Here is a 16,610-nt window from a genome sequence, read left to right on the forward strand (position 1 = left end):
TTACTAAAGGAGGAATACCTGATGGAAACACAAAAAGGATCTGTCTCAAAAATAAGAATCGTCTCCTTTGCCCCCTCCCCTTTGGTCCGCTTTACACTAGGTACCACCAACTGTTTGATTGCGAAACACAGTTTGAATTTTTTAGGGGATGTTGATGACGGTATGTTTCTAACCGTGGGCGGCTATTGGAATAAGCGCCGTCAATTCGTGGTGCAAAAGTATACGGTGTACGGCAAAACGAAAATCATGTTGGATATCGATGCCTATCGACAAAAAACAGTAAAGGCGGGTTCATTATGAGAGCAAGAGACCTCTTGACAGCACTGACAACGTCGTCGAGTGCAGCAGATTACCAAGGAATTTATTTAACTTACAAAGAAAACCTGATTCCTTTTACGACGATCGCCCAAGATAGCCATAACCAATTGATTTTATTTTTTGAACCAAAAAAACCCGCTCTGACGCTGAAAGAATTATATACACAGCTAATGCTGCATAAGAATTTGGACTTACTCTATTGGGATGGCGAGTCACGTCAAAAAGTTCTAGGGTTTCGTGAACAAGAAGAAAAGATCATTCTTTAGTCCCCTCGCCTATTTTTGGCACACAACAAGTGTCGAAAATCTCGGCAAAACGAAGAAAATAAAGTATACTTTGTGTAAAGACTAAAGGAGTATATCATGAAAAATCAAAAGATCACCCAAATGAGTTTCGCGAAAGTCTATCCCCTATATATTGCCAAAGCAGAGCGGAAAAATCGAACAAAAGAAGAAGTGGATCAGATTATTACCTGGCTGACCGGTTATGACCAAGAAACGCTGCAACAGATGAATGAAGAGCATTCTTTTGAACGTTTTTTTAGTCAAGCCCCTCAGCTCAATCCCGCACGAAAGCAGATCACTGGTGTCATTTGCGGCATTCGGGTAGAAGAGATCGAAGAGCCAATGGTCCAAGAAATTCGTTATCTAGATAAACTGATCGATGAACTGGCGAAAGGAAAAGCCATGACGAAAATTCTGCGCTCTGCTGAATGAGGCGATTTTTTTCGAGTTGCTATTTAAGAATCAACGCTTTATACTTGAAATACCTTGGCAGGGGCAAATCATTGCTCAAAACACAGTGGGAAAACACCCCACTGTGTTTTTTTATACTGACTTTCTTGACGGTAGCTTTCAACCAGACAGGCGTTCTTAGCTTAGTTCAACCATTTAGCATGTAGTGCCCAGTGGAATTGGCCGACTTTTCGTGAAAACACAAGGACATTGTCTACGTCCCTCTTCTTTACTCAACAAGACTCTCTTAACACGTACAAAAAAGCACTCCTCTTAAAGAAAGGAGTGCTAACTTTTACTTTTTCAATTCTTTGATCTGTTCTTTTCGCTTCAAATACGCCAGTTCTTTTTCCATTTTACGATAGCGGGCGAAAGCTTCTTCTGAAAGTTCACCGGCAGCAATGGCCGCTTTGACCGCGCATTTCGGTTCTGTTTCATGACGACAGTCTCTGAAAAAACAACCTTCAGCATACTGGCTGATCGCTTCAAAGGATTGGTCGATCGAAGCTGACCGGACGGTACTGATGCCAACTTCCCGCATGCCAGGAGTATCAATGATCATTGCGCCAGAGGACAGAGTGAACAACTGGCGACTCGTCGTCGTGTGTCGTCCTCGACTATCCTCTCGTATGTCATTGGTTTTTTGAACGTCTTGCGCCATAAGCTGATTTAATAAGCTGGACTTTCCGACCCCAGATGAACCGATAAATGCGCTGATCTGTCCGTCAGAAAAATACGTTTCCATCAGCAATTCGTTTGGTTCAAAAATGGACGTAGCAAATGTTTTCACACCAAATGCATCGTTTAATGCTTGCAGCAGCTCTGCTTTTTTATCAGCAGTAACTTGATCGGCTTTGGTCAAGAGAATCACCGGATTAGCCCCACTGTCCCAAGCGATCGTTACAAAGCGCTCTAACCGAGCCAAATTGAATTCTTCATTGGCACTAGTTGCAATAAAAACTGTGTCGATGTTCGCCGCAATGCCTTGCTCGTCCGTGCGATTTCCAGCTACTTTTCGTTGTAAAAAACTTTTTCGTGGCAGCAAAGCATCAATCAAGAAATGATCTTGATCGTACACCTGTCCTTGTACAAAATCACCAACGATCGGATAATCCTTTGGCGCTAGTGCCTGTTGGCGAAATTTTCCTGAAACCGTTGCTAAACATTCTTCTCCTGTGGTCAAGCGGACTTTTGCAATATCTTTGGCCTGAAAGACCACAATTCCTTGTTTTTCCATGATTTCCCTCCAGTTAGTTAGGAGGCCGCACTTAAAAAGAGAAACCTCCGAGTTGATGTTGCTTCATTTGATTTGTCATAAGACATTTCCCCTTTCTATGTTGTGCTCATCATGTGATGTCGCTTTATTATACCACCGGAACGGACAGTATGCTAAAGCAAATGACCCAAAAGAACATTTACTGAAACGAAGTAGATAAACAAGCCGGCGATATCTTTGATCGATGTGATGATCGGTGCCGAACCGGCTGCTTGGTCGATGTTTAGTTTAATCAGTACAAACGGGACTAAGAAGCCAAGTGCTGCGGCTAAGGTCATGGCAAAAACTAACGAAATACCAACAGCCACACCTAACATCGGGATTCCTTGCCAAAGTGATGCAGCAGCCCCAGAGATGACCCCTACGATCAAACCTAGACTTAAGCCGATCCAAACTTCTTTAAAGAAATGGCGAGTGAAGGTCGAAAGATCAATATGCCCTAATGACATCCCGCGAACAAAAACAGTTGAGGACTGTGTACCAACGTTTCCACCCATATCCATGATCAAAGGGATAAAAATCGCAACGGCTGCCACCGATTCCAATGTTTGTTCAAATTCATCAATGACTACCCCAGCTAAAAGACCGGCAACCAAAGTGATCACTAGGAACGGCAATCGAACTTTCCAAATTTGCCAAAGGGTGCCGTTGATCAGAACGTTACTACGGTCTGCTTCATTAGAAGCAACATCGACTAAACCAGCGGCATTAAACATGTCTTCTGTCGTTTCTTGCTCGATGACATCGATGGCGTCATCGACAGTGATGATCCCAACGATTCGCGATTCCTTGTCTACGACTGGTAGCGCAATGATATCTAGTTCATTTAGCAAACGTGCCGCTTCTTCCTGGTCCGTGTCCGTGGTAACATAAATAACTTTTTGGGACATGATTTCACTGATGAGTTGATCCCCTTGCGCCATTAAGAGATCTTTCAGCGACAAAACACCTTCTAATGTTTTCGTTTGATCAGTAACATAAAGCGTATAAATCGTTTCTTTTTCTTTGGCTTGCATTCGCACTTTTTCTAACGCTTGATTGACCGTCATATTTTTTTTCAATGTGATGAATTCCGGTGTCATCAAACGTCCAGCAGTCTCAGCCTCATACCCTAATAAGAGGTTTGTTGCAGCACGTTCATCCGGTGCCATTGATTGTAAAAGTTTTTGTGTTACGGTCGCTGGCAACTCATCCAAGAGTCTTACTCGGACATCTGGTGCCATTTCGTTCACAAACTCGGTTGCCCGTTCATCGGTGAAAGAGCGTAATAAGTGTTGTTGTGTAGCTGGTGTCAAATCTTCAAACAGGATAAGTGCTTTATCTTTTGGTAATAGTCGGAAAACGATCACTTTTTCATCCGCGGATAAATTGCTGAACAATTGTAACAGCGGCAGCTCTTCCATTCCTGATACGAGTTCTTTTAATTTTTCAGAGTCTTTCTGATTTAAATAATGTAAGATGGTTTCTTGCTGGTTCATGGGATACACTCCTTCTCCTGTAATTTTGCTCAAAGAAAGAAAGGAAATCGTTCAGAAAATTGTCCAGATTTCTTTCGTTTGAAGGTTGCGTGCTATACAGCTGAAATTTCGTTCCGCAGCTGGAGATGCCTGTTATTAAAACAAGCATCAAAGGGAAATAGCAACAACTTTATTCATTATATCACATAGTTTTTTTAAAACATGAAAAATTTGACTTGCAAATAAAAAAAACCAATCAGGCATGTTCCCTTGGTAAAGAAAGTGGGTTAAGAACATTTGAGATCAAAAAGCAAAAGAAACCTGAAAGTTCTGTAAAACGCTCCATGCAAATGGTATGATGAATGGGTTGCAGTTTTTTTACTCCCCGTTTATGCTAACTATACATCAATGAAAAGAGAGGCAAAAAAAGATGGCAAAGAAAAAAACATTTATCGGATCGGTCACTGCGCTTCTCGCACTCGCAGCAGTCGGATTTAGTCTCCTACACAGTAATGATCTATTCCCAAATCACAAAACACCATCATCAGAAGTGGCAATCACTTCTGCTAAGGATATTCGTGCAGATGAGCTGGCACAGTTAACTTACCAAGGCACCCAAACGATTGAAGTCAATCAGAACATTCCTGAGTTTTCAGAAGATGATCTTTCCCTTGAAAATGGCGCCTGGGAAGCATACGGCGACCTCGATCACCTCAATCGTGCGACCTCTGCTGAAGCAATGTTGAATCAATCCTTGATGCCCACGGAAAAGCGTGGCGATATTTCCAGTGTAAAACCGACAGGTTGGCGTAATAAACAGCTCCCTAATGGGAAATATTTATATAATCGAACCCACTTGATTGGCTTTGCTTTAGCTGGCGAAAATGCAAACTGGAAGAATCTGATCACAGGGACAAGTCAGTTGAACAATCCCGAGATGTTGCGCTTAGAAATGGATATCAACTATTATCTCAAGCAAGATAAAAATCATTATGTCCGATATTCCGTCACCCCGATCTATCGCGATGACGAGCTGGTTGCCCGTGGGGTACAGATGCAAGCCCAATCTATTGGCGAGGATACGATCCAATTCAACTATTATATCTTCAACATCCAAGATGGTGTCACAATCAACTATGCGGATGGTAGCAGCGAGATTTCCAACGAAGATATGACGCAGCCGGAGAATGCTACAAGTAGTGAAAACAACACGACAACAGCCACTTCTCAAAGCAGTGAAACAGAGGAAAAACAGAAAGAATATGTCGATCAACAAGGAAACGGTTTGATCAAAGGATCAAGAAGCGGCATCTATCATTTGCCCGGATCTAAATACTACGAGGATACTACCAACCCGAAAGAATGGTTCAAAACCATCGCTGAAGCGGAAGCTGCCGGCTACCGTGCACCAAAATAAAAAAGCCTTAGGCTTTTTTATTTTGGTTTTATTTATTCTTCGTTGGTTTGTGCTTGTCGCAACACTTTGACATAGGCCTTCCCTTCGTCTGTAAAACGAACCGAACGTGACTTAAAGCGATAAGCTCGGTAAATCAGGCCTCTTTTTTCAAGACGCAATAAATGACGATAAACCAAAGAAGTTGTTTTTATCTCTTCATTGGCACAGATTTCTCGTATGGTAGGTGCGCAACCTTGAGCTTGCATATATTCGTCAATAAAAAGTAAGATTCGATCTTTTCTCGGCATAATTCCTCCTTTCCGCAAAACAGTCTTCACTGCTGCAAATTCGTAAAAACCGATAAGCTACTGCCTCGTCAGCTTTTTGTCCAATTAATACACTGAAAATCTATTGTTCCTCTCTCTTTTCCCATTCTTCCAACGAGTTAAAGTTCCTTTTAAACGCTGGAATTTTCCCCTTAACGAGAAAAACATCGGCAAGCAGCGCTCTTTGTTATTGATTTTATCAAATTTAACAGCAAAAAATAGTAAATTTGAAAATTATTTTCCTTTTTATTGACATAAAAATAAATAAAGGTATTATTTTTTCTTGGAATTTGTTATTCTAAATTTAAGTAAAGGAGGATTTTATGTTAGGGATCGGCTTATTTTTTGTAGGAATTACTTTGATAATCAACGGCTGGGGAAGTTTACTTCACATTGACTATCGTTCACTTGCTTTAATTAATCTTTTTACAGGTTCGTTATCTTTCATTATCAATCTAATCTATATGCTCCAAGGTGCTTATTATGAAGCAGGCACAGGCTTTCTCTTTGCCTTCACGTATTTACTAGTAGGAATTATTTATCTCTTTGGTTTGGATCTACGGATTTATGGAATTTTTGCGCTATTCGTAGCCATCAATACCTTGCCTTTTGCCTGGGTCTCTTGGCAATGGGAGCAAGATCCCCTTTTTGCACTGATTTGGTTAACATGGGGAGCATTATGGTTTTGCGGCTTTTTGGATACGATCGTGAAGGTAAACTTTGGTCGTAAGATTCATTATTTTGCGATCGCTTGCGGTATCTTCACTACGTGGGTCCCAGGTTTGCTGATGCTATTAGATCTCTATTAAACAATAGTGATTATCTCAATGATAATCACTATTGTTTATTTCTAAAAAGTGCTCAATCTCCTGCATCGCCTTCTGAGGACCATTTGTCGGGAAATGATTCTTTAGCTGGCAGGCTTGTTGGCAAATCTTCAGATCTCCAACCTCTGTCAGAGCAGTTTCCAGCTTTTTCTCAGTTACTGGTTTTGTCAGTGCAATTGCATTGCCATACGCCACGCAGTACTGAATATTGCAGCTTTGCTCATAGTGCATCCCGATTCCGATAAACGGCTTCCCAGAGGCACAAGCTGTTTGAACAGTCCCTTCCCCACCATGGATAAAAGAAAAATCGATATGCTCATGCAATAGATGACTTGGCAGATATTCGGTCAGGAACAAATTCTTTGAGACGTTGTGTTTCCCCTTGAGTAGATGAGTAACCGGAGCAATGATCGCTAGTTCCGAACGGTTTTGTAAGAAAGCTGAGATTTTTCGCACCATGCGCGGATTCCCCGAACTGCCCATTGCAAAATAAACGATTCGTTTTCTTTCCCGCCGCTTTTGTTCAATAAAAGTCAACACTTCTTCTGGCAAGGACGCCCCCATCTTGGCAAAAATCGGCCCCACGATTCGATAATTATCTGGCAGCAGCTCTTTTGTTATAAAGCGTTCAGGAGTGGTGATGAGATTTAAATCAGCGTCCATCATTCGTAAGCTCGTTTCAGGCATAGAAAGTTTTTCTGTTTGGGCAGCGTGTTTGAATGCTCGGGGCATCCAGCGGGATTTTACCAATTGTTTTCTTGTCCAATACCAAAGTGGTTTCCTTAACGGTCCGAAGAAACGCAAACTAGAAGGGATAAACGCGCTATCTGATCGAAAAAAGGGATCACTCATCGCATAGGGTTTTACGTAGACTAAGGGAATCTGTTTGCTGCGAGCAGATAGAAAGATCGTGACATTCGATCCAGTTACAATCACCTGAGGAGCAAGCTTGTCGACCAGTTTTTTTTCGCTCAGGATACGCGCAGCAACCATCTCTTTGGTGAAGGGATTTTTGAATGAGCGCAGTTGATCTAATTTTATGATCTGTTCCTCTTGTTTTTCTGTCAGAGTCGGCGTCAATAAATGGTACGTAAAACCACTTTCAATGATAAGTGAAGCAAAGGTCTTTGAAAAACCAAAGAACTCACAGTGGTGATTTCCTTGCATTTGTTTAGCGACTTCGATCATCCGTGTCGTTTCAGCCAAGTTGAATACCGCAGGTGCAAAAAGAATCATTGGCATGCAATCCTCCTCATGTATCGAGTCCATCCACTCGTTTCTTACAAGTATACTAAAAGAGCGCATACTTAGGAGAAGTTTTTTGCAGACCTTCTCGTTCATCTTTTTACATTGTTTAACTAAAAATTTGCTATAATAAAGAAAACCTTTCAAGGAGTAAACCAATGCGAAAAAAAATATCTTCCTTGCGGCTTAGTATATTCTCACGCGGGCTCATTCTCTTTGCTTTCTTTTTCTTGATTCAACAATTGAGGGAAATGGTTGTTTCTGACTTTGCACTTTTTCCTTCTCTGGCATTCATCCAAATTCTCTTGATGATCCTTTCAACCTTTCTCATTAGCAAGTTTGTTAAAAAACGCTCGTGGCGGCAAGTGCTTTTTGGCAGCTACCTATTCATCATCGGCTCGCTGTTTTCTTTCCGGCTAGCAAATAATCCATTGGAGCTGCAAGCAGCCACTCTTTATATGATAGGCGCTTTTTTTGGTGGCATTCTTTGGGAGTATTTGGCACAGCGCTTAGCAACAGATCTTCTGGCCAAAGAACATGAACCTCGTTAACAGAGGTTTTTTTCTTTTTCTGATAGAAAAGACAAAAATTCTTCGTATATAGTGTGAAGGGGTGAAAAAGGTGCAGGATGAAGAAATCATTAAACGAATCAAAAAGAAAGACTATGTCGGCTTAGAAGAACTGTTAGCTGTTTATGGTGATAGCATGCTGAGGACGATTCATAGTGTCCTCTCCCAACCGCATGAAGTGAGCGAGCGCCAAGATGTAGCGAACGAAGTTTTTTACGAGGTTTGGCAAAAGATTGCTGCGTATCAACCTGACAGAAGCCGCTTGATTACTTGGCTGCTTTTGATCAGTCGTAGTCGTGCGATTGACCACAAGCGAAAGTTGAACAAGCGCTCATTGGAAGAAAAACCTGTTGATGAGCAGGAACTAGCTATTGAAGAATCACCTTTAACAAAGGAAAACTTTTTGGGCTTTATTGAAGACCTTGAAGCCCTTGATCAAAGGATCTTTCTGCTCTACTATTTTTATCAGGAATCACCCGAAACCATCGCAGAGCAGACGGACTTAAATGTCTCAGCAATCTACAATCGTCTTTCCCGTGGCCGCAAACGCTTAAAAGAAAGGATGACTATCGATGGATTTTAAACAGTTAGTCTTAAATGAAAATAAATCACTGATAAAAGTAACTGAACAAGAAAAAGCAACAACCTTCGAGCTGTCCAAACAATATGTTTTCTTGCAAGATCTATTAGAGGAGCTTCGGACGCTTTTAGCAAAAGACGAAACGATTCTTGGCTATCTGCCTTTGACGCCAGATGGAAACCTCGCCTTCGCCAACCAAGGGCTTGGCGCCTATGCGTATGCAACAACTGAGAAAGCAAAAGCATACCGTGACATCTTTCATGATACCCGCGGCAATCGTTTGTTGGTTTTCACAGAAACCCGAATGCTTTTTCTGGTCATCATCGACTATTTAGAAAGTAACACCTATTTCAGTTACCCCTATGAGAACATCAAGGCGTTCACCATCAAGCCAAGAAAGCTGATGAAGCACGAATCACCAGAGGATAAAGAACAATTCCATTGGGGCTATTTCGACTTTCAAGCGGGGACGCACATTTTCTCAGAAGTGCTGACGAAAAAAGACTACGAATTATTTACGTCCTATCATGAATCGATCCCTGCACTCAAGAAAATTCCAATTCAAAACAAAATTTACAGAGCAGCCAAATATCAGTATTTCTTGAGTAATTGGCATTTCAGTTTTCGCTTGATGACCATTTTCAACCTGCTTTTTCTGCTGCTGTTTGTATTACTGATTCTCGGATTTTTCTTACACTTTGGTCCACTGAAAGGATTTTATTATAAGGATCTATTGGATATAGGTATGATCATTTCCCTTTTGTATAGTAAGAATATCTTGCCATAAAAAAAGACTGCCGTTCCTTCCTAATCATTTCTTTGATATCAATTGAATAAAGCACCAGATTTTCTACGGAAGAGCACCTCTTGCAGGATTCAAGTGAAAACGAATGCTGCAACAGGTGCTTTCTTGTCTCGGACTATTGGGACATTCCTAATTGCTCGATTTTCATTTCCTTTTGAAATTCTCAGATTTCTTGTGAACTTTTCAGAAGACTCCACTCATAATTTCATACGTGCCTAATGGGATTATTTTTTCATTCACGCTTGCTTTTTAGGAAGAAACGTTATGATGATTTTACTTGCTAGGAGGTGTGAAAAATCGAACTTATCGGACATCTGATCTTCTGGGTCCCATTTTGTCTTTTTCTAGTGATTGGATCGTTTTTCATACAATGGCGGAAACGTTTCGTTTCAACCCTTATTGCAGCGATCCCGTTTCTCTTTTTTATGATAAAAATATTCAATTATCGGCATTATGAGCCGGATTTTATTTTCATCATCTATTTGATCGGACTCTTCTTGTCATCGATCGTACTGATTGTTGCTGTCCGTCGGCTTTCAAAAAAAGCCTAAACCTAGGGTTACTAGAAAACAAAGACATTGCTTAAATGAAACCCAGCCTAACTTTAAGGTTCATTTAAGGTTGGCAGACTATAGTCAATACGGACATAATAATTTAGAGCCTGTGCTAGCGGAAACTAGCGCAGGCTTGTTTGTTTATTTATAGAAAATAGGACAAATCGCTAGCAGGTGTGGGGTAGGCAAAAATCATTTGTGCCAGTGCTTCTTTCGATAGCTGATTTTCCAACACAAAAACGAAGTGGTTGATCAACTCATCCGCCAATGCAGAAAAAATCGTGACAGCAACGATTGTATCAGATGTGTCATAAACCAATTTGATTTTTGCCTCTTGATCATTGATTCGTCGATAGGTGTACCAAGAAGAAAGATCCATCACCTCGCTATGATATTCTGAGGCATGATCGGCAATCTCTTGCTCACTGATTCCGATTCTTGCCAGTTTTTCCGCACCAAAAACCAGCGTAGGGATTAGCGGATAGCGGATGGGCGTTTTCTGGTCATCTATATGCTCGACAAGATAGGCGGCTTCAAAGCTAGCAACAGGCGTCAGTTTTGGCTGCTTTTTCGCTAGCACATCTCCGATTGCGTAGATGTGTGTTTGACTAGTCTGCAAAAACTCATTTACAACGATCCCTTGTTTTGACGTTTCTACCCCTGCCTTTTCCAGTTGCAGCTGATCGCTATTGGGTCTGCGTCCCGTGGCACCAATCACTGCTTCTACGGTGAGAGACAACGCTTGTGTCTGAATTGTATAGTGGTTTTGTTCTTTCATGATTCGCTGTGTGTTCTGGTTAAAGTGAAACGAAACACCTTGGTCCTGCATTGAACGAACCATTTCTGCGGTCAATTCAGCATCAAATCCTTTTAGTGGCTGGTCATTATGATGAATCACATGAACTTCAGCACCTGCTGCTTGAGCGATCATCGCCAATTCGAAGGTAATATATCCAGCACCTATGAAAGCAATCGTTGCTGGCATCTTTTCAAAGGAAAGAAAATCAGTACTGTTTTGTAAATGCTCCTTGCCGACGATTGGTAGTACGGCTGGACGCTGTCCTGTCGCAATGATTATTTTTTCTGCTTGAATCTCTTCGGCGTCCACGACGACCGTATGGGCATCACGAAAAGCGGCTTGTCCGTAGTAAGTAGTGATTCCTTCTGCTAGTAACCCTTGTTTGGTTGACTCCGGCACACGATCAGTATACGAGCGCTTAAACGCCATCAGTGCCGGCCAATCAATGGCTACCTGCCCTTGAACGCCATTGCCTTGCATACGTTTCGCCTCTGTTTTGACTTCTACGCCTCGCATCAGTAGTTTTTTCGGATCGCACCCGCGATTGGGGCACGTGCCACCCCATAAATCAGCTTCGACGATCGCCACTGTCTTTCCTTTGGCTTTTAACCCGTAGGCAGCAGCCGTACCAGCTGGACCCGCTCCGATAATCAGTACATCCACCTTTTTCATCTGTCTCCTCCTTCTCTTAAAAAAATCCTGCTCTTTCTCTTCCCTTCAAGTATAGCGAATCACGGTCAGCCCACAAAACAATTCGCCTTTAACGGCTCCTGCGAATGATCACAATCATCCCTTAAAATTGCGTTTGATATGGTATACTTTTCTTGTCAGTTTAACGACAAAGGAGAATGAATGACTGTGAGTTTTAAACGTTTTTTTCAGCTCTTTCTTTTTTATTTCCTCTCGATTCTGGTGGCCTATGGCCTGATTGCGTTTCTAGCAGTAGATAACTTTTGGCTGGTCGTCTGTTTGATGACAATTGTCGGCTATCTCACCTTGGGTATCCCACTAACCTTATTGAGTTTAAAGAAGAAAAAATAAGACAACAGACAAAGACACCAGCAACTTCTCTAAGAAGCTGGTGTCTTTCCACATTGATGCGATTATCCTAATACAATCTGGGCATCTGCCAATGCTTTTTCCACTACTTCCATCACCAGCTTGCTATGTGCAAGGCGTTCCTTGACAAAGGCATGATCATTTTCGTGAATGGCTTGTGCAAAACGGGCAAATTCTTCAAACATACGATGTCCGTGAACGCTTTGATCCTGATGGCTTTTTGCCCCATTGACCGGTTCAACGTCATAGCTGGCAAGCATATTCGTCGGTCCATTGACGATGATCGATCCTTTCGTCCCTTGGATCGTTGAGCGAATCGTCGCTGTCGAATCTTTGGCGCCAATACAAACGACTTTTGTTTGTTCATAGTCTAAAAACAGCATGCCAGAAGTATCGATCCCCTCTTCGACATTAGCAAAATAGCGGACACTTTTAGGTTTTCCTAAAAGCCCGACCACAAAATGAATATTATAGATATTGATATCCATCAATGCCCCACCACCCATTTTTGGGTTAAATGCAGGTAAAACGGTTCCCTCTTTGAATGAATCATAACGAGAAGAATATTGCGAATAGTTGCATTCAATCACTTTCAGCTCTCCCAATGTTTCAAGCTGCGCTTTTATTCCTTGGTAGTTGGCTAAGTACTGATTCGTGATGGCTTCCATCAAAAGCACCCCATGGGCAGCAGCCAATTCTGTTAATTCTACTAATTCTCGTGCCTGCAACGTAAATGGCTTTTCACAAATGACGTGTTTGCCAGCGAGGATCGCTTCTTTGGCAAAGGAATAATGCAAATGATTGGGCAATGCGACATACACGGTGTCAACGGAGGGATCCGCCAAACATGCCCCTAACTCTGTATAGACGGTTTGAATCCCGTATTGCTGTTTTAAGTGATTCATTTTCTCTAAATCATTTTCTGTCCCAAAAATAGCGGACAGTTCAAGCTGTGGGACATCCCCTGCCACCGTCAAAAAATCATGGACGATCATGCCTGCCCCTAAAATCGCTAAGTTCATCTTGCTTCCCCTTTTCTATCTTCTTAGATCATTTGTTTCAATACCTCGGTGATCACTTTATGATCCTCTAAATGAGCCAAACCTGACACACAGATAGCACCCGTTACATTTCTGTCTTCGATAATTGGAAAACCACCACCACAAATTGCATAATGTTCGTCTTGTGCCCATTTAGCAAATTGTATATCTCTATTTTTTTGCGCATAGACGTATAGTGAACTATGCCCGCTTTCTAGTACCGTTCGTTCTTTTCTTTCAAGCCAAGGGCTTTCTTTTCGCCCTGCCATTAAAAATCGAATGATCGGCAAGCCATGATGAACAACTTTGATTCCTACCGGCTTCGGGTAGTTCCTTTTAACGTACTGATCGATGGCAATAACCAACCGCAATGCGAGGTCATTGTCAAAATGAGCAAACTGCAGCTGCTGTTCTTCTTGCAGGATTTCTGAAGGTTCGATTCGTATCTACTCCTTTTCGTTGAGTCAGTTGATGCCTCCAGGCGCTTTGTTTGTCAAAAGCCCCATAATCACCCTGCCTTATGACTCAGTGATCATTTGATTGATGCCTGTTTCTAGCATTTCGATTTGTAAAATCGTTTCTTCGTCTTTCACGATTTTCTCTTTACCATTGATGATCGTTTCATAGACGCCCTCGTACACACGGCTATAATCACCAATTTCAGAGATGACTTTTTCTTCATGGTAGTCACCGTTAGCATCCATATAAGTTAGTGTGCCATAGTGTTCCGGTAAATCGATCCCAAAATCGGCATGATCCGGGAGATAAAACTGTTTTAGATGCTCTTCTTGTCGATCCTTCGTTTGTTTAACAAAAACGCCGTTTTCACCATAAACGACGAAACTAGGCCGTTCTTTTAATCGGAAGTAACTAGATTTGACTGAGACTTTCATTCGACCATAAAACAGATCCAAATCGAAGTAATCATTCATGCGATTTTTTCCAAGCAATTGCCGAACCTCATAATGGACATCGTCTGGTTGCCCAAAATAGGAGATCACTTGATCCAGTGTATGACAAGCGTGTCCATACAAGTAGCTAGTATTCAGTGAAAATTCGGTCACTGACCGTGGAATCTCTGGGCGAAAATAATCATAATGCATCTCTACTTCTAAGAGATCTCCGAGCACGCCGCTTTCGATCACTTTTTGCGTGGTCAAAAAATCGGAATCAAAGCGGCGATTTTGATAGCATTGCACAAACAAGCCTTTCTCCTGCGCCAGTGCGAACAATTCCTTTGCTTGTGCCGAAGTTTCCGTAAAAGGTTTTTCGATCAAGACATTTTTCCCATGGAGCAAGACATCCTTGCCTAATTTATAATGCAAATGACTAGGGGTCGTGACCACAACTAATTGAATTTCAGGATCACGGTAGATATCCTCTAAGTCAGAGGTGTAATGAACGCCTTCTAGTGTTGGCCAGGTCAGCTTGCCGCTTGGTGAATAGATCGTCTTTACTTTGATCTTATCCTGCAGCTTGGTTGAAAAAGGCAGATGGTAGCGATTGGTGCTTTTTCCGTTTCCGAGATATGCGATAGTTAACATTGTGACGCCTCCTATGAATTGATAGCTTGATTATTGCTGATATCCTTCGAAATGAGAAGTCTTTTGCCAAAAACAGGTTCTTTTGACCAGACTTTTTCGCAAACTGCTGAGTGGTTCTGAACATTTTTACCAAATTGCCAAAATGGTACAGTTTTTGCTTTTGGTTTTCTTTGTCCTAGGCTATGATTAGAAAGAGGTGGTTTGATGTTATTAGGAGATAAATTACGGCTTCAAGAAGGATTGACCAATACGGAGAAGCGGCTTGCCGATTATATTTTGCAAAATATCAATGATGTGCCTTCGTTGACGATTGAAGTCATCGCTAAGCATACATACACATCCCACTCTTCCGTCATTCGTCTAGCCAAAAAGATGGGGTATGAAGGATTTAAAAGTTTTCGCTTAGGTCTGGCTGAAATTGCCCATAATCAGATGTTCAACCCAACCTTTGTTGACGCGAATTTTCCCTTTTCGCCCAAGGATCAAACACCTGATATTATGAAAAAAATGGCCGATCTAACGATCAACTCGATCCACAAAACCCACGCTCAGGTCGCTCCAGAAACGATGGAAGCAGTGGTGCAATCGTTGGAAGCTGCGCAGCGGATTTTCTTATTTGCTCGCGGTGATTCTCAGATCCGGGCAAGAAGTTTTCAAAATAAGTTGGTCAAAATCAATAAGTATCTGATCATTGCGGATGAATATGGGGATGATGCGTGGAATGCATCGAACGTCACGCAAAATGATTGTGCCGTGTTTATTACCTATCGTGGGAAAAATACACAATACGAAAAAATCATGCAACACTTTCGTGATGTTGGGGTACCAGTGATCGTAATCTCTGGCAACGCCCATGCGAAAATCATCCCATTAGCGACCCATGCGATCATCGCTTCTCATGATGAACGTGATTTTCTCAAAGTCGGTACCTTTTCTTCACAGGTCGCCTTTGAGTATATTTTAGATTCACTGTTTGCCTTGCTGTATGCCAAAGAATATCAAAAAAATATTGTCGAGTTAAGAAAAAAACAATCTGTTTTGGAATCAGGGATTCTCTCAGAATACCCGTCAACTGAAGAAAAGAGGGAAATGAAATGATCAATTGGGGAATTATTGGTGCCGGAAATATCGCCAATCGCTTTGCTGCAAGTTTAGAAAATTTTCAAGATGCCCAGCTTTATGGGGTTGCTTGTCGTACGATGGAAAAAGCGCAAGCGTTTCAAGCAAAATTTCCGTGTGATGCCGTCTTTGATAACTACCAAAACCTATTAGATGATCCAGCTATCGATATCGTTTATATTGCTTTGCCGCATTTGTATCACTATGAATGGATCATCAAAGCCTTTCAAGCAAAAAAAGCTGTTTTATGTGAAAAACCAGCAACCTTGACTGCACAAGAAATGCGCGATGTACAAAAACAAGCCCAAGCACACGAAGTCTTCTTTATGGAAGCCATGAAGCCACGCTTCACCCCAGCGTATCGCAAACTAAAAGAACTTGTGGATGGTGGTCATATCGGTGAGCTAACAAGTGTCACGACTACTTTTCGCCGCCATTTACCAGTCGAAGGCAGTTCTTACCATTATCTGCCAAAACAAGGGGGTGCTTTACTGGATATGGGGATCTATAACTTAGCCTTTATCCAAGATTTTTCACCAGAAAATTTAACTGCCGAAATGATCGATTACAGCCTTTATGAAACTGGGGTTGATACCTATGTTGAAGCACGCTTTGTCAGTGAAGACTTTGTTGCAGTGATTGAGACTGGATTTGACCAAACAAAAGAGACGGTGGCGGAATTACAAGGAACAAAAGGGAAAATCACGATCCCCAACTTCCATCGCCCCGCTTCTTTTACCGTGACGATTGACCAAGAAGACACGGTCTATGATATTGGGTACGAGATCGATGATTTCCATTCAGAGATTCAAGCAGTTCACACCGCTCTTGCACAAGGACAACTCGAAAATTCCCTGATGTCCTTAACGGATAGTATTGCCTGTATCGCTTTAGCAGATGAACTAAGAAGCTTGCTAGATGCGGAAAAAAAAGACAATTAAGATCATGCCCCATCGTTTTTG

The 16,610-nt window shown here is 41.8% G+C and carries 20 protein-coding genes; 12 read left to right on the plus strand and 8 right to left on the minus strand.

Annotated elements, in window-relative coordinates; genetic code table 11:
* Positions 1–21 precede the first annotated feature (21 nt).
* From IGK63_RS07970 to IGK63_RS07980, 3 genes are all read left to right on the plus strand, one after another.
* On the plus strand, positions 22–300 hold the full coding sequence (locus tag IGK63_RS07970) for a hypothetical protein (RefSeq protein ID WP_016611786.1): 279 nt from the start codon (positions 22–24) through the stop codon (positions 298–300).
* Positions 297–584, plus strand: coding sequence for a hypothetical protein (locus tag IGK63_RS07975; RefSeq protein ID WP_005226077.1), 288 nt, complete (start codon positions 297–299; stop codon positions 582–584). Before IGK63_RS07970 ends, IGK63_RS07975 begins: the two co-directional genes overlap by 4 nt.
* A 96-nt stretch (positions 585–680) precedes the next feature.
* Entirely contained in the window at positions 681–1,034 is a 354-nt protein-coding gene (locus IGK63_RS07980) for a DUF2200 domain-containing protein (RefSeq protein WP_429972472.1), read from the plus strand.
* A gap of 313 nt (positions 1,035–1,347) precedes the next feature.
* Here the strand turns inward: IGK63_RS07980 and rsgA are convergent, their stop codons facing one another.
* Both rsgA and mgtE read right to left on the minus strand, forming a co-directional pair.
* Positions 1,348–2,289 (minus strand): ribosome small subunit-dependent GTPase A, encoded by a 942-nt coding sequence (gene rsgA / locus IGK63_RS07985; RefSeq protein ID WP_016611787.1) that lies wholly within the window; start codon positions 2,287–2,289, stop codon positions 1,348–1,350.
* A gap of 152 nt (positions 2,290–2,441) precedes the next feature.
* Positions 2,442–3,806, minus strand: a complete 1,365-nt coding sequence (gene mgtE / locus IGK63_RS07990) for a magnesium transporter (RefSeq protein ID WP_016611788.1) — start codon at positions 3,804–3,806, stop codon at positions 2,442–2,444.
* 409 nt (positions 3,807–4,215) lie between these two features.
* Here mgtE and IGK63_RS07995 point away from each other — a divergent pair, with 409 nt between their 5' ends.
* The gene (locus IGK63_RS07995) at positions 4,216–5,202 is read left to right on the plus strand and encodes a DNA/RNA non-specific endonuclease (protein ID WP_016611790.1); all 987 of its coding nucleotides are present in this window, start codon (positions 4,216–4,218) and stop codon (positions 5,200–5,202) included.
* A gap of 32 nt (positions 5,203–5,234) precedes the next feature.
* On the opposite strand, the gene IGK63_RS08000 is transcribed toward IGK63_RS07995, so the two are convergent.
* On the minus strand, positions 5,235–5,489 hold the full coding sequence (locus IGK63_RS08000) for a LexA family protein (protein WP_034872651.1): 255 nt from the start codon (positions 5,487–5,489) through the stop codon (positions 5,235–5,237).
* A gap of 341 nt (positions 5,490–5,830) precedes the next feature.
* Between IGK63_RS08000 and IGK63_RS08005 the strand changes: the two genes are divergently transcribed.
* Positions 5,831–6,316, plus strand: a complete 486-nt coding sequence (locus IGK63_RS08005; RefSeq protein WP_005235922.1) for an AmiS/UreI family transporter — start codon at positions 5,831–5,833, stop codon at positions 6,314–6,316.
* 15 nt (positions 6,317–6,331) lie between these two features.
* Here the strand turns inward: IGK63_RS08005 and IGK63_RS08010 are convergent, their stop codons facing one another.
* Positions 6,332–7,576, minus strand: coding sequence for a glycosyl transferase (locus tag IGK63_RS08010; protein WP_034872653.1), 1,245 nt, complete (start codon positions 7,574–7,576; stop codon positions 6,332–6,334).
* 161 nt (positions 7,577–7,737) lie between these two features.
* On the opposite strand from IGK63_RS08010, the gene IGK63_RS08015 reads away from it, so the two are divergent.
* The 4 genes from IGK63_RS08015 to IGK63_RS08030 all read left to right on the plus strand — a co-directional run bounded on the left by IGK63_RS08015 (position 7,738) and on the right by IGK63_RS08030 (position 9,990).
* Positions 7,738–8,130: a hypothetical protein gene (locus tag IGK63_RS08015; protein ID WP_016611794.1), complete on the plus strand. Its 393-nt coding sequence runs from the start codon at positions 7,738–7,740 to the stop codon at positions 8,128–8,130.
* Positions 8,131–8,191: 61 nt separating this feature from the next.
* A complete protein-coding gene (locus IGK63_RS08020) occupies positions 8,192–8,731 on the plus strand; it encodes a sigma-70 family RNA polymerase sigma factor (RefSeq protein ID WP_016611795.1) in 540 nt (179 codons plus the stop codon).
* A complete protein-coding gene (locus IGK63_RS08025; RefSeq protein ID WP_005235915.1) occupies positions 8,721–9,515 on the plus strand; it encodes a hypothetical protein in 795 nt (264 codons plus the stop codon). The genes IGK63_RS08020 and IGK63_RS08025 overlap by 11 nt, the downstream gene beginning before the upstream one ends.
* 307 nt (positions 9,516–9,822) lie before the next feature.
* Positions 9,823–9,990, plus strand: a complete 168-nt coding sequence (locus IGK63_RS08030) for a hypothetical protein (protein WP_170920176.1) — start codon at positions 9,823–9,825, stop codon at positions 9,988–9,990.
* 242 nt (positions 9,991–10,232) lie between these two features.
* Here IGK63_RS08030 and IGK63_RS08035 read toward each other — a convergent pair whose 3' ends face one another.
* Positions 10,233–11,558: a dihydrolipoyl dehydrogenase family protein gene (locus IGK63_RS08035; protein ID WP_008379964.1), complete on the minus strand. Its 1,326-nt coding sequence runs from the start codon at positions 11,556–11,558 to the stop codon at positions 10,233–10,235.
* Between the two features lie 180 nt (positions 11,559–11,738).
* On the opposite strand from IGK63_RS08035, the gene IGK63_RS08040 reads away from it, so the two are divergent.
* Complete coding sequence (locus IGK63_RS08040; protein ID WP_005226063.1) at positions 11,739–11,927, plus strand: hypothetical protein; 189 nt, start codon at positions 11,739–11,741, stop codon at positions 11,925–11,927.
* A 62-nt stretch (positions 11,928–11,989) separates the two neighbouring features.
* Here IGK63_RS08040 and IGK63_RS08045 read toward each other — a convergent pair whose 3' ends face one another.
* The 3 genes from IGK63_RS08045 to IGK63_RS08055 form a co-directional block, all read right to left on the minus strand.
* A complete protein-coding gene (locus IGK63_RS08045; protein ID WP_008379967.1) occupies positions 11,990–12,967 on the minus strand; it encodes a Gfo/Idh/MocA family protein in 978 nt (325 codons plus the stop codon).
* A 23-nt stretch (positions 12,968–12,990) separates the two neighbouring features.
* Positions 12,991–13,431, minus strand: a complete 441-nt coding sequence (locus IGK63_RS08050) for a heme-binding protein (protein ID WP_315042034.1) — start codon at positions 13,429–13,431, stop codon at positions 12,991–12,993.
* Positions 13,432–13,503: 72 nt separating this feature from the next.
* Positions 13,504–14,529: a Gfo/Idh/MocA family oxidoreductase gene (locus tag IGK63_RS08055; protein ID WP_016611799.1), complete on the minus strand. Its 1,026-nt coding sequence runs from the start codon at positions 14,527–14,529 to the stop codon at positions 13,504–13,506.
* A gap of 204 nt (positions 14,530–14,733) precedes the next feature.
* Here IGK63_RS08055 and IGK63_RS08060 point away from each other — a divergent pair, with 204 nt between their 5' ends.
* Positions 14,734–15,627, plus strand: coding sequence for a MurR/RpiR family transcriptional regulator (locus tag IGK63_RS08060; protein WP_016611800.1), 894 nt, complete (start codon positions 14,734–14,736; stop codon positions 15,625–15,627).
* Entirely contained in the window at positions 15,624–16,589 is a 966-nt protein-coding gene (locus tag IGK63_RS08065) for a Gfo/Idh/MocA family protein (RefSeq protein ID WP_008379972.1), read from the plus strand. Before IGK63_RS08060 ends, IGK63_RS08065 begins: the two co-directional genes overlap by 4 nt.
* The last annotated feature ends 21 nt before the right edge of the window (positions 16,590–16,610 follow it).

It is taken from the genome of Enterococcus sp. AZ040, assembly GCF_050499185.1.
GTDB classification, from domain to species: Bacteria; Bacillota; Bacilli; order Lactobacillales; family Enterococcaceae; genus Enterococcus_D; species Enterococcus_D entomosocium.